This window comes from Corynebacterium sp. 045007, from assembly GCF_040743205.1.
In the GTDB taxonomy this organism is placed as follows: domain Bacteria; phylum Actinomycetota; class Actinomycetes; order Mycobacteriales; family Mycobacteriaceae; genus Corynebacterium; species Corynebacterium jeikeium_D.
Window position 1 is genome coordinate 41099 of sequence record NZ_JBFLKW010000016.1, and the last position, 25567, is coordinate 66665.

Annotated in this window: 21 protein-coding genes; 3 read left to right on the plus strand and 18 right to left on the minus strand. The window is 57.8% G+C overall.

The window, feature by feature from the left end; genetic code table 11:
• Positions 1–39: 39 nt before the first annotated feature.
• From AB1Z34_RS08725 to aspS, 8 genes are all read right to left on the minus strand, one after another.
• The gene (locus AB1Z34_RS08725) at positions 40–651 is read right to left on the minus strand and encodes a prepilin peptidase (RefSeq protein ID WP_076771765.1); all 612 of its coding nucleotides are present in this window, start codon (positions 649–651) and stop codon (positions 40–42) included.
• Between the two features lie 26 nt (positions 652–677).
• Positions 678–1493: a shikimate dehydrogenase gene (locus AB1Z34_RS08730; RefSeq protein ID WP_016422699.1), complete on the minus strand. Its 816-nt coding sequence runs from the start codon at positions 1491–1493 to the stop codon at positions 678–680.
• 14 nt (positions 1494–1507) lie between these two features.
• Positions 1508–2734: an endolytic transglycosylase MltG gene (gene mltG / locus AB1Z34_RS08735; protein WP_076771767.1), complete on the minus strand. Its 1227-nt coding sequence runs from the start codon at positions 2732–2734 to the stop codon at positions 1508–1510.
• 259 nt (positions 2735–2993) lie between these two features.
• The gene (gene ruvX, locus AB1Z34_RS08740; RefSeq protein ID WP_076771768.1) at positions 2994–3497 is read right to left on the minus strand and encodes a Holliday junction resolvase RuvX; all 504 of its coding nucleotides are present in this window, start codon (positions 3495–3497) and stop codon (positions 2994–2996) included.
• 37 nt (positions 3498–3534) lie between these two features.
• Positions 3535–6195: an alanine--tRNA ligase gene (gene alaS, locus AB1Z34_RS08745; RefSeq protein ID WP_076771770.1), complete on the minus strand. Its 2661-nt coding sequence runs from the start codon at positions 6193–6195 to the stop codon at positions 3535–3537.
• 128 nt (positions 6196–6323) lie between these two features.
• Positions 6324–7649, minus strand: a complete 1326-nt coding sequence (locus AB1Z34_RS08750) for a replication-associated recombination protein A (protein WP_224433708.1) — start codon at positions 7647–7649, stop codon at positions 6324–6326.
• A 148-nt stretch (positions 7650–7797) separates the two neighbouring features.
• The gene (locus AB1Z34_RS08755; RefSeq protein WP_016422694.1) at positions 7798–8979 is read right to left on the minus strand and encodes a phosphotransferase family protein; all 1182 of its coding nucleotides are present in this window, start codon (positions 8977–8979) and stop codon (positions 7798–7800) included.
• Positions 8980–9126: 147 nt separating this feature from the next.
• A complete protein-coding gene (aspS, locus tag AB1Z34_RS08760) occupies positions 9127–10956 on the minus strand; it encodes an aspartate--tRNA ligase (RefSeq protein ID WP_016422693.1) in 1830 nt (609 codons plus the stop codon).
• Between the two features lie 271 nt (positions 10957–11227).
• Here aspS and AB1Z34_RS08765 point away from each other — a divergent pair, with 271 nt between their 5' ends.
• Positions 11228–12115, plus strand: coding sequence for a neutral zinc metallopeptidase (locus tag AB1Z34_RS08765; RefSeq protein WP_016422692.1), 888 nt, complete (start codon positions 11228–11230; stop codon positions 12113–12115).
• Positions 12116–12142: 27 nt separating this feature from the next.
• Here the strand turns inward: AB1Z34_RS08765 and hisS are convergent, their stop codons facing one another.
• Entirely contained in the window at positions 12143–13426 is a 1284-nt protein-coding gene (gene hisS / locus AB1Z34_RS08770; protein WP_070438365.1) for a histidine--tRNA ligase, read from the minus strand.
• Between the two features lie 43 nt (positions 13427–13469).
• A complete protein-coding gene (locus AB1Z34_RS08775) occupies positions 13470–14141 on the minus strand; it encodes an MBL fold metallo-hydrolase (RefSeq protein ID WP_016422690.1) in 672 nt (223 codons plus the stop codon).
• 292 nt (positions 14142–14433) lie between these two features.
• Between AB1Z34_RS08775 and AB1Z34_RS08780 the strand changes: the two genes are divergently transcribed.
• Complete coding sequence (locus AB1Z34_RS08780) at positions 14434–15273, plus strand: peptidylprolyl isomerase (protein ID WP_016422689.1); 840 nt, start codon at positions 14434–14436, stop codon at positions 15271–15273.
• 120 nt (positions 15274–15393) lie between these two features.
• Here AB1Z34_RS08780 and AB1Z34_RS08785 read toward each other — a convergent pair whose 3' ends face one another.
• The 8 genes from AB1Z34_RS08785 to ruvC form a co-directional block, all read right to left on the minus strand.
• Positions 15394–17655, minus strand: a complete 2262-nt coding sequence (locus AB1Z34_RS08785) for a bifunctional (p)ppGpp synthetase/guanosine-3',5'-bis(diphosphate) 3'-pyrophosphohydrolase (RefSeq protein ID WP_076771772.1) — start codon at positions 17653–17655, stop codon at positions 15394–15396.
• 7 nt (positions 17656–17662) lie between these two features.
• Positions 17663–18199: an adenine phosphoribosyltransferase gene (locus AB1Z34_RS08790; protein WP_016422687.1), complete on the minus strand. Its 537-nt coding sequence runs from the start codon at positions 18197–18199 to the stop codon at positions 17663–17665.
• Between the two features lie 110 nt (positions 18200–18309).
• Positions 18310–19527, minus strand: a complete 1218-nt coding sequence (gene secF / locus AB1Z34_RS08795) for a protein translocase subunit SecF (protein ID WP_049193687.1) — start codon at positions 19525–19527, stop codon at positions 18310–18312.
• A gap of 6 nt (positions 19528–19533) precedes the next feature.
• Positions 19534–21459: a protein translocase subunit SecD gene (gene secD / locus AB1Z34_RS08800; protein WP_070602553.1), complete on the minus strand. Its 1926-nt coding sequence runs from the start codon at positions 21457–21459 to the stop codon at positions 19534–19536.
• 311 nt (positions 21460–21770) lie between these two features.
• Positions 21771–22235, minus strand: coding sequence for a preprotein translocase subunit YajC (gene yajC / locus AB1Z34_RS08805; RefSeq protein WP_272715456.1), 465 nt, complete (start codon positions 22233–22235; stop codon positions 21771–21773).
• Between the two features lie 66 nt (positions 22236–22301).
• On the minus strand, positions 22302–23414 hold the full coding sequence (gene ruvB / locus AB1Z34_RS08810) for a Holliday junction branch migration DNA helicase RuvB (RefSeq protein ID WP_070438353.1): 1113 nt from the start codon (positions 23412–23414) through the stop codon (positions 22302–22304).
• Positions 23415–23480: 66 nt separating this feature from the next.
• Entirely contained in the window at positions 23481–24101 is a 621-nt protein-coding gene (gene ruvA, locus AB1Z34_RS08815) for a Holliday junction branch migration protein RuvA (RefSeq protein ID WP_048731308.1), read from the minus strand.
• Positions 24102–24183: 82 nt separating this feature from the next.
• Positions 24184–24741, minus strand: coding sequence for a crossover junction endodeoxyribonuclease RuvC (ruvC, locus tag AB1Z34_RS08820; protein ID WP_048731311.1), 558 nt, complete (start codon positions 24739–24741; stop codon positions 24184–24186).
• A gap of 115 nt (positions 24742–24856) precedes the next feature.
• Between ruvC and AB1Z34_RS08825 the strand changes: the two genes are divergently transcribed.
• Positions 24857–25321 (plus strand): DUF3817 domain-containing protein, encoded by a 465-nt coding sequence (locus AB1Z34_RS08825; protein ID WP_049190796.1) that lies wholly within the window; start codon positions 24857–24859, stop codon positions 25319–25321.
• Positions 25322–25567: the final 246 nt, after the last annotated feature.

Here is a 25567-nt window from a genome sequence, read left to right on the forward strand (position 1 = left end):
TTCAAATATGCCCCAATTCATCGCCCCTGGTCTACCGCTTCAGGGGACTTGTAGGTACCCTCCGCTTATCCCCCACACAATGGCGGTTGCTGCAAGCATCGCAGGCCCATGAGGCACGCTCGCCGGTACAGGCGCTGTTTTTGCTTTACGACGGTCACCCCAGCCCCGCTTTCCCGCGGTGACTCCTGCCATGAGGAGAGTGAGTCCGGCAGCCAACAGAATTGCCACTGCAATCCAAATTGCTGTCGCCACTGGCTCGCCCGATACCAGACCGACACCGCCCCCGAGAATTGCTGCGAGCTTCACATCTCCAGCCCCCATAGAGCGTGGGTTGAAGATGAAGACTGCTACATAGAGGCCAAACCAGAGGCCTATTCCTGTTCCTATGGCTGCGACTGCACTGGCGAGATTGTCAGCCAAGGTGCGCTTTTGCTGGAGCACCATTCCAGTGGTTGCTATCAGACCCACTGCCCCTAGCACTAACCACCAGTTCGGTAGTCTTCGCCGAGTCACATCCAACCAGCAGCCAACACCGCCCCAGCCGAGTACAAGCATCACGACTAGGAAATAGAAAACCCGGTCAAGGTAGACCGGGTCAATCCTGTGCTGTCCAATCGGAGACAGCCCTATCTCAGTTATTCCCCACCCCATAACTTTGGGATTGTAACGGTTGTGAGCTAGTTCGGCAGCGCTGCACGCATCGCCTCGACATCGGGAGTGCGTCCAGTAAACTGCTCAAACTGTCCCACCGCTTGATGTAGCAACATGGACAATCCACCGACCGCCTGTGTCCCTCCGCGTTCCGCTGCTTTCACAAGTGGGGTTGGCCAGGGATTGTAAATGACGTCGAGAATCTTCGGTGCTCGAGCGAGGTAGCCAGCAACCGACTCAATTGCGGCTGACGGCACCGTAGAGACCAGCACGTCGGCATTACCAGCAATATCTGCCAGGTTTGGAACATCAAAAGTCACCCAAACAAATTCCATCCCCAGCGCGGCAGCTAATGGTTCAATGTCATATGCGCGCTCGGAGCGCGCTACTACGGTCACATGATTGACACCCAGCTGCGACAGCGCCCAAAGTGCCGGTCGTGCCGTGCCACCGGCACCAACAACAACGGCGCGGCCACGTGGTGCGTTCGTGCAGTCTATCTCGCGCAGTGCTCCCAGTACGCCGTCGCCATCGGTGTTGTCGGCAAACCAGTCCGAATCGCGACGGACCAGAGTGTTCGCTGAACCTATGAGCCGTGCGCGCTCACTGACTTCATCCGCGAAGTCCAGCGCGGCAAACTTGCCAGGCATCGTGACGGAAAATCCCTGGAAACTGGGGTCTGCTCCACCAACGACGTCGGCAAGTTCTTCGGCGTTGCAGCGAATGCGGTCATAGTGCCAGTCATTCATTCCCGCAGCGCGGTAACCGGCGTTGTGAATAGCCGGCGAGTACGAGTGATCAATCGGATCTCCCAGCACGGCTGCGCGATGAGTTATAGGCATAGGAGTTCTACCTCTTAGCGGTTGGAATCCAGCACGCCATTGTTGCGTGACTCGTCGATAGCGGCCTCGTGCTCTTCGAAGGTCGTGCTAAAGACAGTATTTCCTTCCTTGTCCACCGTGACAAAGTACAGCCAGGTGCCGTCAGCCGGATTTTCCATGGCACGAATCGCCTCGATGGAGGGCGAAGCAATGGGGGTTTCCGGCAGCCCCTCCTTGGCGTAGGTGTTCCACGCGGTCTTTCGCGCGCGGTCCTCATCCGTGGTTGCGATTTCCTGATCTGGCAGGTCGTAGTTGACTGTCGAGTCGAACTGCAGCTGCATCGGTTCGTCGAGACGGTTGAGAATAACGCGAGCGACCTTATCGAAGTCGCCATCTGGCGCCTCCATCTGGATCAAAGAAGCTGCGGTAATCAGCTCGTATGGAGTAAGACCAACCATGTCCGCTGAAGCCATGAGACCCGTGTCCTCATATTTCTTCACCGATTCCTTGACCAATTTTGCCAGCATCTGTTCGGGCGTCTGCTGCGGGTCAAGGTGATGAATACCCGGCGTAATGAGTCCCTCAAGACGACGAGGGTCGTTGCCACGCGCAGCTACCGCGTCCCGTGCCCATTCTGGAACACCCAGCGCGGCCAAATCGGCCTCGCCAGCAGCACGTTCGAGATCGGCCTTGGATACGCAGTCATTGTCTTCAACACAAGTGGCCTCAGAAATAAGCGAGAAAATTCCCTTACGTACATCCGATGAGGACACAATGCGGGTATCGGCGAAACGGGCGCCAGTCGGAATGTCAACGGTACCGACCTGATTTTCGACATCCAGAAGAGCCTCGACGGTCTCGTCGGCCTTCATCCGCTGATGGAGTCGGTAGAAACCAGGCTGCAATTCACTTGAATGAGAGTTCTCATTCGCGGCCTGGATGAACGCACGGGAAGACTTGACGACGCCGCTTTCCACCAACTGGTTGGACAAATCAGTAAGTGACGTGCCTTCACTGACCTCAACAATCGTCAATGGACCCTCAGCTTTGCCATCGTAATCGTCAACAATGCCGCCACGATTCCAGACGAGGCCAATCACTCCGAGGACCAACACGCATAACAGGACAGAAGTTACATTGATTGCCACTGCCGTTTGGCGGTGACGAACTCGAGGCTTTGCCCCACCGCTGCGAGCACCAGCGCGGTCCCGGTCGGCACCGCCGCTATCAGTGCGGCGCGCAGTCTGCGCGTCTTTACTCATCAATAATCTCCTCGAATGCAGCTCACTCTCCCATCGGTATCAGCAAGGAGTCTTCCCATTCAGGTACGACACGCGACTAATAACGACTGGTGCGACATAGCTTTACGACGAAGTCGTAGCACTAGGTTGCATTGTAGGTGTGAATCGCCACTTCAACTTTTCAAATCCTATGCACGCGACAAACGTGCTTAGGTATTACACACTTAATAATTGCGCAAAGGTGGGTGAATTGTCACCTTTCGGTAACTTTTGTGTGCCCCTACTCGGTATTTTCGTCCAAAGCTTTTGCCCGTCTGTCCAACCAGGACTGCAGAATTTCTACTGCCGCAGCCTGGTCAATAATCTTCCGACCGGACTTAACATCAATACCTGCTGCGTGCAGTCGTGATTGGGCCATTACCGTCGTCATCCGCTCGTCGGCGTAATGCACTACGACTCGATCACCGAGTCGGCGCTGCAGCCGGAATCCAACGTCAGTAGCTTTCCGCGCAGAAGTCCCGAACGAGCCGTCGAGCATAAGGGGCATGCCGACAACAATCTCGACGACCTCAAGTTCAGTGGCAAGTTCCACGAGCCGGTCAATATCCGGCCCGTCAGGATCTTTTCGCCCCGTTGCTCGAGTGACTGTTTCAACCGGGATCGCCAGGATACAGTCGGGGTCAGAGACCGCGACGCCAACGCGGACATCGCCGACGTCGATTCCGAGCCGTCGACCCCGACCAGGATCATCCTGACCGGGGGTATCAATACGGGGCTTAGCCATTGTTTACTGCTCTTCCGATAGCACAGCCGTTAATTGGCTACTTGGACAGTTCGGCCTCAACAGCGGCCAATGCTGCGTCGATTCCGGAAGCATCAGAGCCGGAGCCCTGTGCCATTGCCGGTTTACCGCCGCCCTTGCCACCGACCTCAGCGCCCATCAGCTTCACCAAATCGCCGGCCTTAATACCGCGATTGACGGCTTCATCCGAAACCGAGGCCACAAACGGAACCTTGCCGCCAGCGTTGGAAATCAACGCAATGACGCTTGGGCGATCCGCAAGGCGCTTCGCCAAGTCATTAGCCAGCGAACGGATGTCCTTCATCTCCGTACCGTCGGGAAGCTTAAGGCCGAGGTAGGTGACATCGCCGATGGTGCGAGCGGACTCCAGGTGAGACGCGGCATTGGCCAGCAGCTGTCCGGCCTTGAAATCAGCGAGCTGCTTCTCTGCAGCCTTGAGCTTTTCAGCCAGTGCTGCAATGCGGTCTGGCAGCTCAGCAGAAGGAGCCTTGAATTCAGTGGCCAGTCGTTCAGCCAGGAGACGCTCGGTGGACAGGTAGCGGAAGGAATCCATACCCGAGTAAGCCTCAATACGGCGCACGCCCGATCCGACCGAGGACTCGCCCAGCACAGCTACCGGACCAATCTGCGAAGAATGCGAAACGTGGGTACCGCCACACAGCTCAATTGAGAACGGGCCACCGACCTCGACAACGCGGACGATGTCGCCGTAGTTCTCGTTGAACAATGCCATGGCACCAGCTGCCTTGGCCTCTTCCAAAGGCATCTCGGCAGTATTGACAGCCCAGTCGTTGTCGACAGCCTCATTGGTGATCTGCTCAATCTCACGGAGCTGTTCCGGTGTGAGCTGCTCACCGTACTTGAAGTCGAAACGGAGGTAGCCCGGCTTATTCATGGAACCAGCCTGAGTTGCAGTATCCCCCAGTACCTGACGCAGAGCACCGTGAATCAAGTGAGTTGCAGTGTGCGCCTGACGAGCACCGTGACGCCACTGCTCGTCGACCAAAGCTTCAGCAGAGACACCCGGAGTGAATTCACCAGCGGTGACAATGCCCTTGTGCAGCCACAGTTTCTTGCCCACCTTTTGAACATCGTTGATGTGGACCACAGCGCCGGAATCAGTCACGATACGACCACGGTCAGCCAGCTGACCGCCGGCCTCGGCGTAGAGCGGAGTGCGATCGAGGATAACCTCAATCTCATCGCCCTCTGCGGCAAACGACTGCTTCTGGCCATCGGCAATGATGCCAAGAATCGTGGATTCGTCGGCAAGCCGATCGTAACCAGTGAAGGACGTCGGGTGTTCATCGATGAACTCGCGGTAGACATGCAGGTCGGTGTGAGACTGCTTCTTTGCCTGGCTGTCGGCCTTTGCGCGCGCACGCTGCTCAGCCATCTCGCGATCGAATTCCTCGCGGTCGATGGTCAGGCCGGCCTCTTCGGCCATCTCGATGGTCAGGTCGATTGGGAAGCCGTGGGTGTCATGCAGGGTGAAGGCGTCGTGACCGGATAGAACGGTTTTACCCTCTGCCTTGGCCTTGGTGGCAGCACGTTCGAACAGCTCCTCACCGGCGGACAGAGTCTTGGTGAAGGTCTTTTCCTCGGCGACGGCGACGCGGCGAATACGGTTCCAGTTCTCCGCGATCTCTGGGTACGACGGGGTCATGGTCTCGGCCGCAATACCAATCAGCTTCTCCAGCACTGGACCGTTAGCGCCGAGCAGACGCGCAGAGCGGATGATGCGGCGCAGCAGGCGACGCAGGATATAGCCACGATCGGAGTTCGAGGGGGTGACACCGTCGAGCATCAGCATCAAGCCGGTGCGGCTGTGGTCAGCGATGACGCGGAAACGGATGTTGTCCTGGTGGTTGGAGCTGTACTTCGAACCGGTGAGCCGCTCAGCTTCGTCGATAACCGGACGCAGCAGATCGGTTTCATAGACGTTGTCGACACCCTGCAGCAGAAAAGCAACGCGCTCGATGCCCATACCGGTATCGATGTTCTTCTTCGGCAGCGGGCCAAGAATCTCGAAAGAGTCCTTGCCTGTTCCTTCGCCACGCTCGTTTTCCATGAAGACGAGGTTCCAAATCTCGATGTAGCGATCCTCGTCCGCCTCTGGGCCACCGTCAGCGCCGTACTCCGAGCCGCGGTCGTAGAAAATCTCTGAACACGGGCCACACGGGCCAGGCACACCCATGGACCAGTAGTTGTCCGCCATGCCTCGGCGCTGAATGCGCTCTTCCGGCACACCAACCTTCTCGTGCCAGATGTCATGAGCCTCATCGTCATCGAGGAAAACCGTCACCCACAGCTTCTCAGCCGGGATGCCAAAGCCGCCGTCCTCAACAGCACCAGTCAGAAGGCTCCATGCATGAGTGATGGCACCTTCCTTGAAGTAATTTCCGAAGGAGAAGTTACCCGCCATCTGGAAGAAGGTGTTGTGGCGGGTGGTGATACCCACCTCTTCAATGTCCAGTGTGCGCACGCACTTCTGAATTGAGGTCGCGGTGGAGAAGTCCGGAGTCTCATTGCCGAGGAAGTAGGGCTTGAACGGCACCATGCCGGCATTAACGAACAGCAGGTTCGGGTCATCCAAAACCAGGGAGGCACTGGGGACCTCGGTGTGTCCCGCCTTTACGAAATGCTGGATGAAGCGATTTCGAATTTCATGAGTCTGCACGGTGTTCTACTTCCTCGTTTCACGTCGAGCGTCCGAGATGTTTAATACAAAACTAGCAGTCTACCCGCTCGGTTCGAGCAACTTTAAAACCACCCCACCGGCACCCCGTAGATTCCGACCGATCTCGCCTACTTCGATTTCCGGCGGCTCCCCCGGATAATTCGGCGAATGCGTCCGAGGTATTCAGCCATGCCGTTTTCACGACCGTGATTGGATGGGACGAAATAATCAGTGCCCACCAACTGATCTGGTGGATACTGTTGGGCGACGACACCCATGGGGTCATTGTGCGGGTAGATATAGTCCACCGCGTGACCAAGGTCCTTAGCCCCGCTGTAATGTCCGTCGCGCAAATGTGGTGGCACCGGTCCGGTCTTCCCGGAACGAACATCCTTCAATGCCCCGTCGATTGCGCTTATGACCGAATTCGACTTCGGTGCTGTTGCCAAGTGAATCGTGGCCTGCGCCAGCGTCAGCCGGGCTTCCGGCATCCCTATCAAGGCAACTGCCTGCGCCGCGGCGACGGCGGTTTGCAGAGCTGTCGGGTCGGCCATACCGATGTCTTCGCTGGCCAGAATTACGATTCGTCGGGCAATAAACCGAGGGTCTTCCCCACCCTCAATCATCCGCGCCAGGTAATGCAGGGCAGCATCGACATCAGATCCGCGGACGGACTTAATAAACGCGCTGGTGACGTCGTAATGCTGGTCGCCGTCGCGGTCATAGCGAACCACGGCTCTGTTGATCGAATTGGCAAGCGACTCAGCGGTAATCTGCTCACCATCGGCGACGGCTTCTGCGGCTGCCTCGAGGTACGTGAGGGAACGACGAGCATCACCAGCTGCCAGCGCAATGAGCTGTTTACGTGCATCGTCTGTCATACTGACGCGACCATTCAGGCCGCGCTCATCGGTAAGTGCTCGATCAATGAGCGTGCCGACGGCTTCGTCGTCCAGTGACTGCAACTGCAACAGCAGTGACCGACTGAGCAGCGGGGACACCACTGAGAAGGATGGGTTTTCCGTCGTTGCCGCGACGAGAAGGACAATCCGGTTTTCCACGGCACCCAACAGGGCATCCTGCTGGGTCTTGGAAAAACGGTGCACCTCGTCGATGAAGAGCACCGTTTGAATGCCCTGGTTAACGAGTGTGCGACGAGCAGTATCGATAACCGCACGCACTTCCTTCACTCCTGCATTAAGCGCGGAAAGCGCTTCAAAGTGTCGTCCGGTCGCCGCGGAAATCAAACTGGCGAGAGTGGTTTTGCCAGTTCCAGGAGGACCGAACAGAATAACGGAAGTGTCGCCGCCACCTTCGACCAGACGGCGCAACGGTGCTCCGGGGGCTAACAGGTGGTCTTGACCAACGACTTCATCGAGGTTTCGCGGTCGCATCCGAACCGCCAACGGCGCGTGTGCACCTGGGTGAAAGTAGGCGCTCGCATCGGAGTTCAGGCCAGTGCTTGCTGGCCCCGCACTCCGACCTTGGCTCTTGGCCGCTGTAGGTCCGGCGACCGAAGGCTCGTCGAAAAGCCCTGGAGCGTCATCGGCGGAGCCGTTTGCACCGCCTGACGGCAGCTTATTCGGATCCGCCACGTGTGCCCTAGCCTTCCTCTTGCTCTAAGAAATCGATGACTGCATGCGCGAACTGTTCCAGCTCGTCGGCACGATCGTCCTCACACTTATGGGCGAACTGTGCAATCGCGCGAGCCGTGTTAGCCATGTCGCGCCGCTCCAGTGCTGAGCCGCCAACTTCCGGCTTCAGGTCCGTGCGTCCTTCATGCCCCACCCACAGCGCTTGTTTTGGAGAACCGAAGAAGGAAACCGTTGCGGAGATGAAAAACCAACCGAGCAACGCCGCAGCGATGAACGCCATCAAACGGCGGTCGCTCGTGCCGCGATACCAATGGTCACGAATCTCTTCCATCCAGGCACGGACAAACACGTCGACCTCTGCCTCCGATGGACGCTCCACGAAAACGTGCAGCGGGAAGCCTGCGACGACGCTGGCCACGTCGAAGATGACATCGCGGTAACCAGCCCACTCATAGTCGAGGAACTGGACCTTATCCGCCAGCAGAATGTTGTCCGGGGCGAGGTCAAACGGAGTAAACGCCCTATGCGTGCCCTTCTCAATTCGACGAGCAGCATCCTCACCGAAAGAGCGCACAGCGTCGGGAACAGGAATGCCGGACCCCTCGACAGCTCGCATACCAAAGCGAATCCCCGACACAATGCCGTGGTCACGCGCCTCGAGAGCCTCGCGATCGACCTTGTTCTTCACCCACATACGACGACGCAGGGTCTCAAATCCCTCTTCACGAGTATGCGTGTGAATATGCATCCGACCCAGCGAAGCGCCGAGGCTGCGGAATGCGCGCAATCGTCGCTCTTCATCGCCACGAAAGAGTACGTCCGCAAGAGTGTCCACGACACCGACGTCGCTGAGAACCAATAGCTGCTTTGAAACATCGTAAGCAAGAAGCTGAGGCCCCGGGCGGACGTCGTCAGGCAGTGTATTGATGAACTGGTACGCCACGACTTCCCGTAAAACGGCGGGATCGACGCCTTCAGTCGTCGTAGGAATTTGCTTTACGACGACCGTGCGTTCCTGCATAAAGGGATTTGTGGCGACCCGTACGCGGACAACAAGAGCGTTTGACTGACCTGTAAGTACTTCTGGATCCGACAACACTGGAGTGCCGCCGAATCGTGCGGAAAGCAGTGTCTCTGCATCTTTAACTACGCTGTCAACTTCTGCTGCAGCGTCGTCCGAGTACTCCATTGAATGCCCTTTCAATGAGCCAGTTTCAGTCAGGCGATACGGATGTTGCGTTGTGGCCAGTACCGCCTTGGTTAGGAGGAATTGGCGCCACTCGCGCTGTTCACGCTGGAGTGGCAGATCACATTCCTCGCAATGTGATTTCTTTGTTTACTTGCTGTCGCCTGCGTCGGCTGCTGCCTTAACGCCGTCTGCCTTCTGCTTTGGCTTCGGCTTGAAGTCGATACCGGTCTCCTTGCGCTGCTGAGCGGTAATCGGAGTCGGGGCGTCAGTCAACGGATCAACGCCGCCACCGGACTTCGGGAAGGCGATAACTTCGCGAATGGAGTCAACGCCGGCCAGCAGGGAAACGATACGGTCCCAACCGAATGCGATACCACCGTGCGGCGGAGCGCCGTACTGGAAGGCATCCAGCAGGAAGCCGAACTGCTCCTGTGCCTCTTCCTCGCCGATGCCCATAACATCGAAGACGCGCTTCTGGACATCTGGGCGGTGAATACGAATGGAGCCGCCACCAATTTCGTTACCGTTGCAGACGATGTCGTAGGCGTAAGCCAGTGCGTTGCCAGGATCCTTGTCGAAGGTATCCATGTGCTCTGGCTTCGGCGAGGTGAAGGCGTGGTGCACAGCAGTCCACTGCGAGTGGCCCAGGGCAACGTCACCGGAAGCGGTAGCGTCGGCAGCCGGCTCGAACAACGGTGCGTCGACGACCCAGGTGAATGCCCAGTCGCCTTCCTTGATAAGGCCGAGCTTCTTGGCAATCTCTCCACGAGCAGCACCCAGCAGTGCACGGGAGCTCTTAGCGTCACCTGCAGCGAAGAAGATGCAGTCACCCGGCTTCGCGCCTACGTGCGCCGCGATGCCTTCACGCTCTGCGTCAGTAATGTTCTTGGCAACCGGGCCGCCCAGAGTGCCGTCCTCCCCAACAAGGATGTAGGCCAAGCCCTTTGCGCCGCGCTGGCGGGCCCAATCCTGCCAAGCGTCGAGCTGACGACGAGGCTGCGATGCGCCACCGTCCATAACAACTGCACCGACGTAATCGTTCTGGAAGACACGGAAAGTGGTGTCCTTGAAGAACTCGGTGCACTCCACCAGCGGAATGTCGAAGCGCAGGTCCGGCTTGTCAGAACCGTACTTCTCCATGGCCTCCTTGAAGGTCATGCGTGGAATCGGGGTCTGAACAGTGACACCGGCCTCGGCGAAGATAGCAACCAGAATCTCTTCTGCCAGCGCAATGACATCGTCCTGCTCGGCGAAGCTCATCTCAACGTCGAGCTGAGTGAACTCCGGCTGGCGGTCAGCGCGGAAGTCCTCATCTCGGTAGCAGCGGGCGATCTGGTAGTAGCGCTCCATGCCAGCGACCATAAGCAGCTGCTTGAACAACTGAGGGGACTGCGGCAGTGCGTAGAAAGTGCCCGGCTTCAAACGAGCCGGCACCACGAAGTCACGAGCACCTTCCGGCGTAGAGCGAGTCAACGTCGGGGTCTCGATTTCGGTGAAGTCGTGGCTGTCCAGCACCTTACGGGCTGCGCGGTTGACAGCCGCACGGAGACGCATAATCTTGGCCGGGCCTTCACGGCGTAGGTCTAGGTAGCGGTACTTCAGGCGGGCTTCCTCGCCGACAGTGCCAGAAGTTCCAACATCCTCGAGCTGGAACGGCAATGCCGCCGACTCGTTGAGGATGGTCAGCTCCGTAACATTGACCTCAATTTCACCCGATGCCAGGTTCGGGTTTTCGGAGCCCTCCGGGCGCTTCTCAACGACACCGGTGACCTGAATGCAGTATTCGCTGCGCAGGTGGTGTGCACGCTCAGCAACTTCGCTGTTGCGGAACACAACCTGGGCGTAACCGGAGCGGTCACGCATGTCGATGAAGATCACGCCACCATGGTCACGGCGGCGTCCTACCCAACCGGTCAGGGTTACTGTGCTGCCGGCGAGGTCAGCGCGGAGGTCTCCGGCAAGATGCGTACGAAGCACTGCGAATTGGTCCTTCCAAAATTGGTGCTATAGGGATTAACGCTGTGGATAGCGGTTTCGTCCGTGTAGTCTACCTTGAAGCCAGAAAGGTGAGAAGAAGACCCCGGCTATTTTGCTTATTACCGGTCATCGCCTTGGGCCTACCTCGGGCTTCATGTACTCACTTAGACAAAGCTCTCCGTAGATCCTGACGTTGATTTACATGCGGATACTATGACGCAGCGCTATTCAATGGCCCGTTTTCCGCACCTTATGCAATAGTCTTACTCCTATGACCTTCCGGAATGACTTCCAAAAGAGCTCGGCTCGTGCCGAGCGACGCTCGGGTGGTGGCCGCGCTATCGCCGTAGGCGGTGGCGGTATCGGCGGCCTTGTCCTCATCGGCCTGTACTTACTTCTCGGCGGCGACCCGGGACAATTGGGACAGCTGACAGGTGCCCAGAACAACCAGTCCTCGCAGACTGCACAGCAGTCCCCTGGCGAGGATCCCTGCAAGACCGGCGAAGATGCCAACAGCCGCATCGATTGCCGGATGGAATTCACCGGTATTTCGGTCGACCGAGTCTGGGAAGAACAACTCCCCGCACAGGCCGGCATCGAGTACACGAACCCAGGCTTAGTCCTCTTTGAAGGCTCCACTCAGTCGGGCTGCGGCGCAGCGTCCTCGTCCACCGGCCCGTTCTACTGCCCCGCCGATCAAACGGCCTACTTCGACACGGAGTTCTTTAGCACCCTGGAGCGCATGGGCGGAGGCAACGGACCGCTCGCCCAGGAATACGTCGTGGCCCACGAATTCGCCCACCATATCCAAAGGTTGGAGGGCACACTCGGCCGCAGTAACTACAACGAACCGGGCCCCGATTCCGACGCTGTAAAGATCGAGCTGCAGGCCGACTGCTACGCGGGTATCTGGGCTCATTACGCGGACAAGGGGCCGGACGCAATCCTCGAACCGCTTTCCGACGAGCAAGTTGCCGATGCCCTCAAAACTACGAAGGCCATTGGCGATGACACCATCCAGCAGCATTCCGGCGGTGGTGTTCAACCGGACTCCTGGACCCACGGCTCGGCCGAGCAGCGTACGAAGGCATTCCTCACCGGCTACAAGTCAGGAAAGATGTCTCAGTGCGACACTCTCGAGCGCGGCGTCTACAGCTAGACTCCGCACTTAACAAATGCGCGTTTCCTAGATGCGCGACTGCAACTCCTGAACCAGTGCATCTAGGGCGACTGCGTGCTGCTCGTGGGACTCAAGGTTCTTCAGCTGAACCTCGCCCGCGGCCAATTCAGACTCGCCGAGGACCAACGCAAATCGGGCTCCAGCGCGATCGGCACCCTTCATCGCGCCCTTCAGACCGCGGCCGCCGTAGGACATATCTGCGCGGATACCCGCTTGGCGCAGCTTATTGATCTGCACCGCCATAGCGTGAGCGGCTTCTTCACCGAGCGCAACACCATACACATCGACGCGTCGACCATCGCTGGCATGCTTGCCCTCTGCTTCCAGTGCGAGCAGCGCGCGATCCACACCCAAACCAAAGCCAATTCCAGACAGCTCTTGGCCGCCTAGCTGCGCCATCAGCCCGTCGTAGCGACCACCGCCACCGATACCCGACTGAGCACCAAGGCCGTCGTGAACAAACTCGAAGCACGTCTTGGTGTAGTAGTCCAGTCCGCGCACCATTCGAGGATTGATGACATAGGGCACCTTCATGTCATCCAACAGTCCAGTCACAGCTTCAAAGTGACCGCGAGCGCTGTCAGAAAGGTGGTCCAGCATCAGCGGCGCGTCGGCAAGCATTTCCTGCATTTCCGGTCGCTTATCGTCGAGAACGCGCAGCGGGTTGATGTTTGCACGGTGGCGCGTTTCCTCATCCAGAGGCAGGTCAAACAAGAACTCCTGCAGCTTAGCGCGATATTCAGGGCGGCAGGTGTTGTCGCCAAGGCTTGTCAGTTCAAGGCGGAAGCCTTCGAGCCCGATACCGCGGAAGCATGCGTCGGCAAGCGCGATGACTTCAGCGTCCAGCGCAGGATCATCGACGCCGATTGCCTCTACGCCCACCTGCTGCAACTGACGGTAACGGCCTGCCTGCGGGCGTTCATAGCGGAAGAATGGCCCCGCGTAGGAAAGCTTGACCGGCAACTGACCGCGGTCCAAATTGTGCTCAATGACCGCGCGCATCACGCCCGCGGTACCCTCCGGGCGCAGGGTGACCGAACGGTCGCCGCGGTCGGCGAACGTGTACATCTCCTTGGTGACGACGTCCGTCGATTCACCTACGCCACGTGCAAAAAGCCCGGTTTCCTCGAAAATTGGCAGCTCAATGTGCTCATAGCCCGCAAGTCGTGCGCGGTGCTGGAATGAGTTTCGCACCGCCTCGAATTCGCGGGAGACCGGCGGGACGTAATCCGGCACGCCCTTGGGCGCGGAGAATGGCTTCAACTTCTTTGGCTTCTGGCTAGAGTTCACCCCGCTAACTCTACCTGCCAACTCTCACGACGTGTCAGCCAGGCTAGGTGAGGTTTTGCAGGAACGGGTTGGTCGCGCGCTCCTCGCCTATCGACGATGCGGAGCCATGGCCCGGAAGAATCATGAGGTCATCCGCCAGCGGGAGGACCTTATCCTTCAACGACTGCTGCATGTGCTCCGGACTACTGCCCGGCAAATCTACGCGACCGATAGCCCCCTTAAAGAGGACGTCCCCGCTGAAGACAATCTCATCTTCCCCATCGGAAGCGCGCAGCATCACGCATCCCGGAGAGTGACCCGGAGCGTGAATGACTTCGAAATTCAACCCTGCCCACTTTACTTCGTCGCCATCCTCGAAGAAATCGGCTTCCGTATAAGCCTGCATAGAATCGATGTCAAAGAGGTGTCCGAAAGAAGAACCGCCGAGCTTCGGATTGGCCAGCAACACATTGTCGCTTTCGTGAATGAAGACGGGGATATCCCAGAAGTCGGCGGCCTCCGCGACATCGCGGACATGGTCGATATGACCATGGGTCAGCAGAATTGCTTCCGGCTTCCAATCTCGCTTCTCAACCTCGCCGCGTACTACCTCGAACGCCCCCATGCCCGGGTCAACAATGACGCATGGGGTGGACAGGCCGTCCATTTCCGGAGCGCCTGTTGCCACGTAGCAGTTGGTCTGAAAAGGGCCGGCTGCAAAACCAAATATCTCCATGGCGCTCCATTGTAACGATTGTGTACAGCCCCCGGCAGGCTATTTGCGCCTTCCAACAACGGGAAGAGAGCACCTTTCCCCTTGCTCGTTGGCCTGTCATCTCGCAAATGGGAAGCAATCCCGGGCATAATGGTCGATTGTGTACGCGACGGTGACCGACTGAGCTGTTACTTCAAATGCGGTCACTATCAATGGGCAAAATCGTCCGCTGGTGTTCCGTCACCAGCAATAGATGACTAACAGATACGGAGAAAGACTAGTGGCCAATAATGAGCAAAGGCGCAAAGATGCGATGCGGACGCTCGAGCGCGAACTTAAGCGCCGTGCACGTGCCGAGAAGCTGAAGCCACTGGGCGTTGTCGTAACTACCTTGGCTATCCTGCTCTTTATCGGTGGCGGCATCTACTTGCTGACCACGGCTGGCGGCGCTGACGACAATGAGGCCGCTGATGAATCCACGACTCCAGTCGAACCTGCAGCTCTGACAGCTACTCCCGTCAGCGGTGAAAAGGTTCCAATGAAGCGCTCTTCCCCACTTCCGGAAACCGTGACCTGTGACTACCCGGATGATGGCGAGGCATCGAAGGACATAGATAAGCCAGCTACCGACAACGTTCCCGCCACTGGCACTGTAACCATCACCCTGAAGACTAACCAGGGCGACATTCCGATGGAGCTGGACCGCGCTATTTCACCTTGCGGCGTCAATGCAATTGAGCACATGGCCAAGTCCAACTACTTCAACGACACCGTGTGCCACCGTATTACCGGTGGTGGCCTGAACGTTCTGCAGTGTGGCGATCCGACTGGTACCGGTACCGGCGGACCGGGCTTCAAGTTCGCTGGCGAGTGGCCGGTCAAGGATTCCGGCCTGGATCAGAACACCCCGTTGGTGTACCCGAAGGGCTCTATCGCCATGGCAAACCCGAGTGACCCGGATGCCAACGGCAGCCAGTTCTTCCTCAACTGGGCAGATTCTCAGCTGCCTCCGCAGTACACCGTGCTTGGCTCCATGACTGACGAGGGCACCAAGACGGTTGCGGACATTGCGAAGAACGGTATCGAGGGTGGCGGTACCTCTGACGGTAAGCCAGCTAAGGAAGTCCGTATTGAGAAGGCGGAAGTCAAGTAGTTGACTCAACTAACTGATTGAGAAATTAATCAAAAACAGGGTCAAGGTGAATCACCTTGGTCCTGTTTTAGGATCTACGCGGTCTCATCCTTTTTCACATATCGATGGCTACTAAACCGCCTACTGACCAGAAGTAATGCGGTAGACATCGAACACTCCCTCGACACCGCGCAGAATGTTGAAGATATAGCCCATCTGCTTAGTGTCCGAAACCTCGAAGCTAAAACGCATTACGGCAACGCGGTCATCGGAGGTATGAGAGGACGTCGACAGGATTGAGACCTTCTGATCGGAGAAAACGCGAGTGATCTCCGAGAGCAGTCCGTGACGGTCAAGTGCTTCGATTTGCACCGTAACCATGAAGACCGCACCGGAGGAATCCGTTGCCCAGGAAACCTCGATAATGCGCTCGGGCTCCTGGTGCAGTTTCTCCGCATTAGTGCAGTCCGTACGGTGCACACTGACCCCACCGCCGCGGGTGACGAAGCCAAAGATGGCATCGCCCGGCACAGGCGTACAGCATTTGGCGAGCTTAGCGGCCATATCCGCGCTGCCTTCTACCAACACACCCGTGCTGTCAGCGCGGCGCGGAGTGTCGTGCACGTTCATCTTTGAAATTGGCGTGCGGGAGACCAACTGCTCTTCGGCATCGTCCGCGCTCGAGAACTGCGCCATCAGCCGGTGAGTCACATGCTGCGCTGAGACCTGCCCCTTACCGATAGCGGTATAGAGCGCATCGACATCCGCATAGTGCAGCTCGGAGGCAATCTGCTTGATGGACGCCGGAGTGAACAGGCGGTGCATCGGCAGACCGCCGCGCTGTACCTCTGCAGCCAGCGCGTCACGGCCGGCATCGAGTGCCTCTTCGCGGCGCTCCTTGGCAAACCACTGACGGATCTTTGCCCGCGCACGTGGAGTTTTAACAAACTTCTCCCAGTCCTTAGACGGACCGGAATCGGCATCCTTGGACGTGAAAATCTCGACGCGGTCGCCAGTTTTTAGCGGTGATTCCAACGCCACTAGCTTGCCGTTGACTTTGGCACCAATACAGCGGTGACCTACTTCAGTATGGACCGCGTAGGCAAAGTCGACCGGCGTGGAGTCCGCAGGCAATGTGATGACATCGCCCTTAGGCGTGAACGCAAAAATTTCAGTGACTGAGAGGTCATAGCGCAGGGAGTCCAGGAACTCGTTAGGATCTGCGGCCTCGCGCTGCCAATCCAGCAGCTGACGCATCCACGCCATCTGATCGACTTCGGCGGAATCTCCCTTGTGAGAGCCCTTGGTTTCCTTGTAGCGCCAGTGTGCGGCAATGCCGTACTCAGCGTTGTAGTGCATCTCATGGGTGCGAATCTGCACTTCTAGCGGGGAGCCACCTGGACCGATGACCGTTGTGTGCAACGACTGGTAAACCCCGAAACGCGGCGCGGAAATATAGTCCTTGAATCGCCCCGGCATGGGTTTGAACAGCGAGTGGACGGCACCCATGGTGGCATAGCAGTCCTTGGTCGTGTCCACCAGAACTCGAAGTCCGACCAGGTCAAAAATCTCGTCGAACTCATGGCCGCGGACAATCATCTTCTGATAAATCGACCAGTAGTGCTTCGGCCTGCCCTGTACCTCAGCAGCAATGTGAGACTCCTTCAGATCCTTCTGAATCATCTCGGAGACTTCCTGGATGTACCGGTCCCGCTGCGGCGCTCGATCTGCGACCAAACGCACAATCTCGTCGTACTTCTTCGGGTACAAAATGGCGAAGGAGAGATCTTCCAACTCCCACTTCACGCTGGCCATTCCCAAACGATGCGCCAGCGGTGCAATCACCTCGAGGGTCTCACGGGCCTTCTTAGCCTGCTTTTCCGGCGGCAGGAAGCGCATTGTGCGCATGTTATGCAGCCGGTCAGCCACCTTGATAACCAGCACGCGCGGGTCCTGGCTCATGGCGATAATCATCTTTCGCACGGTCTCTGCCTCGGCGGCGGAGCCCAACGCGACCTTATCCAATTTGGTCACGCCGTCGACCAGTCGTGCGACTTCTGGGCCGAAGTCCCGCTCCAGGTCCTCCAGCGTGTAATCGGTATCTTCGACCGTGTCATGTAGCAGCGCTGCCACCAGCGTGGTGGTATCCATGCCGATCTCGGCGGCAATAGTGGCGACTGCAAGCGGGTGAGTGATGTATGGCTCGCCGGATTTCCGGTACACGCCGTCGTGAAGGCGCTCGGCGGTATCGTAGGCACGCTGAAGCACAGCCAAATCTGCGCGCGGATGCACCTGTCGATGCACCGCGACAAGGGGATCTAGCACCGGGCGGATTTTCGTTCTGTTGCCGGTAAGGCTTCGCGCTAGGCGGGCACCATAACGGCGTGCGGGCCCTTCAGCCATGACTCATTCACCCCTTATTAACCACGTACAAAGGCAGATCAGCAAGCTTCTCCCGAGCTCCCAGGCCTTCAACCTCCAGCACGGTGCACAGCCCGGTTACCTCGACACCAGCTGTCTCCAGCAGGGCGCGAGCTGCACACAGGGTGCCACCAGTTGCCAACACATCGTCGACAAGTACGGCCTTCTTGCCCTTCAGCTCAAAACCACTAGCCGGAATCTCAAGCGCGGCCGTACCATATTCCAGTTCATAGGTCTCGGTCAGCACAGGCGGTGGCAGCTTACCCTTCTTACGAATAGCGAGCACCCCCAGTCCGAGCTTGTACGCCACCGCAGAACCCAGCAGGAATCCACGCGCATCTAGGCTGCCTATAACATCAGCCCCGAACTCTTCCACCTTGGCGGAAATCTCGTCCACAATCAGGGCGAACGTCGTGGCGTCGGCAAGCGCCGGCGTCAGGTCCTCGAAGAGTACGCCCTCAACTGGAAAATCGGGCACGAACCGAATCTGATCGGCTAATGCCTCACGCGCGTGTGCATACGACACAGGTTTAAGCTCCTTTTCGGCGAAAAGAAAAAGTGCGGGTACCTGTCAACGATACCCGCACAATGCGCTTTTAAAGTAGTTTCACCCGAACCACTGGGAGGCGCTACCTCCTACTGCCCCGGACGCCAGGACAGCGGCTTGTCTTCATCGCCCTCAAGCTTCGGAGTCGTCACCGTTCGTTTCGACGTCGACTGCTCCATCTCGCTTGCCGACGGCTCCTTCGAGCCCGAGTCCTCCGCAACATCAGTGGTGGCGGAATCGGTGCCCGATCCTGCCCCCTCAGAGGCCTTTGCGCGAGCAGACAGTACCGCCTCTTCATGCTTGCGGTATTCACGCTGCCGCGACTTGAGAGACACCAACAGCGACGAAGCCAGGAAGATCGAAGAGAACGTACCTTGAATAATGCCGATGAGCTGAACGAGTGCAAGGTCCTTCAGCGTTCCGACCCCCAGCATGCCCACGGCGATGACCATCAGTGCCAGGATTGGCAGGAGCGTCGACACCGTGGTGTTGATAGAACGCATGATGGTTTGGTTGACCGCCAGGTTCACCAACTCGGCGTAACTTCTACGGGTCGATGAACGATAGCCTGCCGTGTTCTCGTCGACCTTGTCGAAAACCACGACGGTGTCGTACAGGGAGAACGACAGCACTGTCAGCAAGCCGATAATGGTTGCCGGGGTGACGTCAAGACCAATGAGCGCGTAGATGCCCATAATCACGATTGCATCCACAACCAGGGCGAGAATTGCGGCAATGGCCATGTCGCGCTCGAAGTGAATGGTGATGTAGATGAACACCAGACCCAGGAACACCACTGCAGCCAGCAGCATTCGGTTGGTAATCGAAGAGCCCCACGACTCCGACACGGTCGAGTCACCAATGGCATCCGGGGTCTGCTGCCCCTGCACATCGACGGGCTTGAATGCATCATTCAACGCGATACGAGCACTATTAATCTGGTCCTGAGTCAGCTTCTCAGAGGTAATCTCCAGGATTCGGCCCTCACCAGAACCGATAATTTGCACCAGCTCCGGCTTCACTCCGGTCGCCTCGGTGAAAACCTCCTCGGCCTGCTCAGTTGTCACTGAGGCCGGCGGCATAGTCATCTTGGTACCGCCCTCGAAGTCGATACCGAAGCTGAACCCGCGAATCAGCATCGCTGCGAAAGCAACAACGATGATGGCGACGGCAATCTGGTACCAGCGCTTCCGCTTGCCGACGATATTGATTCCACCCTCGCCGGTGTAGAGGCGGCGGAAGAAGGAGTCGTCTTTCACGCTTTCTGGCTCAGTGATTAGCGCCGGATTCGTCTGAGTAGTATTCATGGATTCCTACTTCCCCTCATTCGCGCTGGAGTGAGCTGCACCGGTGTCGGCAGCCGTACTGGCGGAGGCATCGGAGGCTCCGGCCTTCTTACCGGCAGCTACAGTCTTATTCCTCTGTGCAATCTCCATGACCGAGCCGAAGCCGTTCATCGACGGCTTGGACAAAGCTGGCCACTTACGAGTAGCCAGGATGACCAACGGCGCAGTCACGAGGAAAGCCGTCACAATGTCGAATGCTGTGGAGAGACCAAGTGTGAACGCGAAACCGCGGACATCGCCAACGGCCAGGATGTAAAGAACCACAGCCGCAATGATGGACACAAAGTTACCCGATAGGATGGTGCGCCGTGCTCGTCGCCAAGCGTGCGGAACCGCGGAGCGGAAAGTTCTACCCGCGCGGATTTCGTCCTTAATGCGTTCGAAGAAGACGATGAAGGAGTCAGCCGTTACGCCGATAGAGATGATGATGCCGGCGATGCCAGCGAGATCGAGCGAGTAGCCAATCCAACGACCAAGAAGGACAAGGACGCCGTAGACCATCGCTCCAGCTGCTGCCAGCGAAACCAGCGAAATCACGCCCAGGCCGCGGTAGAGAGCAATCGCGTAGACGACAATCAGGGCGATACCGATAATGCCGGCAAGCAGACCGGCTTCCAAGGAAGCCGAACCAAGCATGGCCGGGATAGTCGTGGTGGTGCCGCCCGGCTCGCCGTCCTCACCTGCGAACGACAGCGGCAGTGCACCATAACGCAGGTTATTGGCCAGCCCCTGTGCCTCGTCGATTGAGAAGTCGCCCGTGATGCGGGTGGCAGAACCAACTGGGGTTGCCTCCTGAATCACCGGGGCGGAAATGACCTTCGAGTCCAACACGATAGCGACCTGCCGCTGCAGGTAGTCATTAGTCAACTTGGTCCATGTGCGAGCGCCGGTGTCATTCTTCCCGGACTTGAAGCTAAAGGAGACCTGAATCTGACCAGACTGCTGATCGTAACCACCGTTAATCGGCGCATTGGTATCAATAGCGTCGCCGGACAGACGCTGGCCCTTGGCCTCGTCCTCCTGCCCAATCAACAGCGGAGCCTTGCCCAGGAAGATGGCTTTACCGCCTTCGGGCGCACAGGTCACCAGCGGCTTGGCCGGGTCATCGGCACCCTGTAGCGGATCAACTGCATCGCGGTTATCGCAGGTCATCAGCGCAGCGGCTGCAAACTGTGTCGTTGGGTCTTCGGACTGGCGAGTCGCCAACAGCACGTCACGAACCTTCGTACGCAGCTCGGCCGCTTCAATTGAGTTCGCCGGCTTTGCCGGAGCTGTTGCGTCCAACTTCGGGGCCTCGCCCAGCGACTTGGACAGCTCCTCGGGAACCGGCTGATCTGGGTTCTGTTCCTTGAAGGCATCAATTGCACGCTTCTGCGTTTCGTTCATGTCCTTGTAGAGGTCATCAACACGCTTGGTGGCGTCCTCCTTCGACAGGACACCGACTGACACCCAATCTTCAGCAGTCTTCTTAACTACCTCGCCAAAGGCAGCTTCATCAGGGCCCTGGGTGGGCTGTTCTACCGGACGGAAGAAGAGCTGCGAAGTCTGGCCGAGCGTACGCGCCTCCTGTGAGTCTTCACCCGGCACGGTAATGACCAGCGTGTCACCGTCGGTGACAACTTGAGCGCCGCTGACACCCATGCCGTTTACGCGGTTCTCCAGAATCTTGCGAGCCTGGTCCAGCTGATCGCGCGTCGGCTTTTCGCCCTGCGGCACCAAGGTTACTCGGGTACCACCCTGCAAGTCGATGCCCAACTTTGGCTTGGCTGATCCGCCGCCGGTGAAAAAGACGAGTGCGTACGTAAGAATGAGGAAGCCGACAAACAGTGCCAACAGCCACTGTGGCCAGTTCCTCTTGAATGTATTCGCACCGGATCTGGATTTGCTGTTCAAAGCAAAGTCTCCTGAATCGTGACGTTTAGGTACTTAAGCGTTTCGGGTAGAAACGCAGGTCTATAACCGCACCGCGAAATCGCGCGATACCAGGAAGAGGCATTGCGGGCGTCGCTAAGCAAAGCTATAAACACCAACCGCTAGAGAATAACCGATTTAGCGTAGTGCGCCGGTTTTGACTTGTACCTATTTAGTGAAAATCTTGCCCACGCTTGCCGACGGCGAAACCTGGGACGCGCCCGCTAACCCCACGGCGCACGCTACAGCTTGGATGCATGCAAACCGACGGGGCGTGGGCGTGCAAAGAACTACTACTGCTTTTCGGTGGAAGTGGAACCGTCTGTACCCGGGTTATCCGGGGTACTCGGAGTATTCGGGTTCTCGACCTGCTCATTGATGTCCGAAGCTGCATTGTCAGCCGGACCGTGGCCGGTGATTTCTTGGACGTCGCCGACGTGGTCATCTGGCGCATCGGAAACACGGCCACGTCGATCACGGTGAGCGTAGCTAGCTCCGGTACCGGTGGTGAGGTTGCGGGCAATGGCGCCCTTTTCCCACCGGGTCACGATGCCGTCAGCGATAATCAGGTCGACGGTTGTTTCGGTCGTATCAACGACCACACCATGCATACCGGAACCGGTGATGACCTCTGCGCCCGGGGCCAACTTATCCTGCATGTCCCGAATGGTGCGCACCTGCTTGTTCTGCTTGATGATCTGCCAAATTGGCAGCGCCAGGAACAAGAAAATAAGTAGGAGGAGAATAGTTTGATCCATGTCTGCCGAGTTTAACGAATTGCCAGCTAGCAATTCCACACTGCCCCGGCCAGGTCGATGAGAAAGCTATTCTCCGATAGTTCCCTCCGGAGGCTGCAACCCCAAGTGCCGCCATGCTCGGGCAGTTGCAACACGTCCGCGCGATGTACGTGCAATCATCCCGGCACGGACCAGGTAGGGCTCGCACACTTCTTCCACAGTCGAGGGCTCCTCACCCACTGCCAGCGCCAGGGAATTCACGCCCACCGGGCCGCCACCGTGCCCCTTGACCAGGGCAGTCAGCACTGCGCGGTCCAAGCGGTCTAGCCCAAGCTCATCGACATCGAAGACAATCAACGCGGCCTTGGCCGCACCAAGATCAATAACGCCACCGGAGTGAACATCTGCGAAATCGCGAACGCGACGCAATAGACGGTTGGCAATTCGCGGGGTACCTCGCGAACGCGAGGCAATCTCCACTGCAGCCTCTGGGCTGATATCCACCCCGAGGATCCCAGCGGCACGGGTAACCACCTTTGTCAGATCCTCGACCTCGTAGAACTCCATCTGCGCAGTAAAACCGAAACGGTCACGCAGTGGGCCAGTCAGCATACCCGAGCGCGTCGTTGCGCCTACCAGCGTAAAAGGTGGAATCTCGAGTGGAATTGACGTAGCTCCAGGCCCCTTGCCCACGATGACATCAATACGGAAATCTTCCATTGCCATGTAGAGCATTTCCTCCACGGGCCTGGCAATGCGGTGGATCTCGTCAATGAAGAGTACATCGCCCTCGAGCAGGTTCGATAGCATTGCTGCCAAATCGCCAGCGCGAATAAGCGCCGGACCGGACGTCATTCGCAGGGAGGACCCCATCTCCTGCGCAATAATCATGGCCATGGTGGTCTTACCCAGGCCGGGAGGTCCCGACAGCAGAATGTGGTCCGGAGTCACATTTCGTCCCCGTGCCCCGGAGAGCACCAAATCCAGCTGCTCGCGGACCTTGGGTTGGCCGATAAACTCCCCTAACGACTTTGGTCGCAGGTTCGATTCCGCATCGACTTCCTCGACCTGAGCACGGGCATCGACATCACGTTGTGCACCATTTCCCCCACCGCCAAAATGGTCGTTGGCTGCTCCACCTAAAGAGTCCCTGAAGGGATTGCCCGACACGTTAAACTCCGTGCGCTCGATATCGCTCATAGTCCCCTCATCCTAGTGCACTGCCATTTTTCATCATCAATGTAGCTGCAGGTCCTCGACCTGGATTTACTTTTCGCCCAATGTCTTTAGCGCCGCCTTCAGCGCCATTGATGTATCCAAGGTCGGATCAATCCGAACAACGGTCTCCGCTGCCTCATTCGCATCAGCTTCCGGGAACCCAAGCCCGACCAAAGCACCAACGACCTGATCCAGATCTGCCTTCAAAACAATGCCAGGCGCTGCTCCGCTTGCAGCTTCCTCCGGCTGGGATACCGCCCTATCCGCGAAAACCTCGACCTTATCCTTCAACTCAACCAACAGGCGCTCCGCCAATCGCTTGCCGACGCCGTTAGCCGCCTGGAGGGCCTTGGCATTCTTTGAGGCAACCGCATTGGCAATCTCGGCCGGCGACAGTACCGATAGAACAGACATCGCTACTTTTGGCCCCACTGTTGAGACAGTGCGCAAGAGCGCAAACATCTCACGTTCCTGCGAGTTGGCAAAACCAAAAAGCGTAATCGCATCTTCACGAACCGCCATTGTGGTCAACATGAAAGTCTGCTCATGCCTCACCAACTGAGAAGCTAACCTGCCCGTAATGGTGACCAAATGCCCGACACCACCGCACTCGATAACGCAATAGTCCGCACCGAGATCGATAACCTCACCGCGTAGAGATGCAATCACTTCTCACAATTCCTTTCACTACGGCTTCCCGAAAGACACCGAGATAAACGCCGAACTCACAAGTGTGCTCTAGCAGGCTCCCCTACCGCGAGGGATTCTCACGGCGAGAAAGCTCCAACTCCCGCTCCTCGTGTTGCTTAGCAAGCGCAGCCAAGGTGTCGCGCTGGCGTTGCAGAACCGGACCACGCCAACAGTGGCAGATAGCGATGGCCAACGCATCCGCTGCGTCCGCAGGTTTTGGCGGAGTTTCCAACCCGAGGATTCTCGTCACCATCATGGTCATCTGCTTCTTATCAGCCCGACCGTTGCCGGTAAGCGCCTTCTTTACCTCCGACGGCGTGTACATATGCACTTCCAAACCGCGTCTCGCCGCAGCGAGGACAAGGACACCAACCGCGTGCGCAGTCTGCATTACGGTGGACACATTGCCGCGCTCGAATACCCGTTCCATCGCAACCACGTCCGGCTCGTACTCATCCATCCACTGCTCCACGGCATTGGAAAGCCGTAGAAGACGATCCTCCAACGATGCCGTGGTTGGTGTGCGGGCGACCCCCACCGCAATGGGAATGACTTTCCTGCCCTGAGCACCTTCCGCAATGGAGAGACCACAACGAGTAAGGCCAGGGTCGATACCCATCACCCGCAGAGATCCAGCTCGATAGTTCACCTCTCCACTAATACCACATTTCGAACAGCTGTTTGTATCGTAGCTACACGGGGTACCAACCGTTGGTTCTGATAGGTTTAACACCATGAATTCACCGAAGAAGCTCTACGGCGTTCTCGCTGCAGCTGAAATGGTCACGTGGGCTCTGCTGCTCTTGGGGCTGGCACTGAAGTACCTGTTCAAAGTCACTGACATCGCCACCACCATCTTCGGCGGCATCCACGGTTTTACGTTCCTGTGCTACGTAGTCACCACCATCATGGTGTGGATCAACCAGCAGTGGAGCTTTGGCCGCGGTGTCATCGGCCTCGCCTCTTCTATCATTCCATTCGCAACCTATCCGTTTGAACGAAACACCCTGAAGGCAGGCCTCTTGGATCGGCCCTGGCGCTTTACCGACGAATCCGAGGAGCCACAGGGCATTTTCGAGTGGGCACTCGCGATGATTATTCGCCGCCCGTTTATCTCGGCATTCGTCATCCTGATTGTTCTCGCCGTGGTCTTCACACTGTTGCTGATGGCCGGACCTCCGACTCAGTGGTTCTCCTAAAACGGTTCAACTAAAACTTTCAGAAACCAAAATCGGTTTAATAGGCAAAAATATGTCCGCCTGGCGTGTCGACCGGCGCGTCGGCGGGCGGGCACCCTTCGCTACTTACCCCAATGCGAGTTACTGACTGCGTTTATGACAAAAATGACCTGGTAGGTTCAGGCGGTGAATGCATCACCACTTTCGACCAGGAGAAGTAGTGAAGCAAACCCGCCGAACGAAATACAGTGCCATCAAACCCATTGC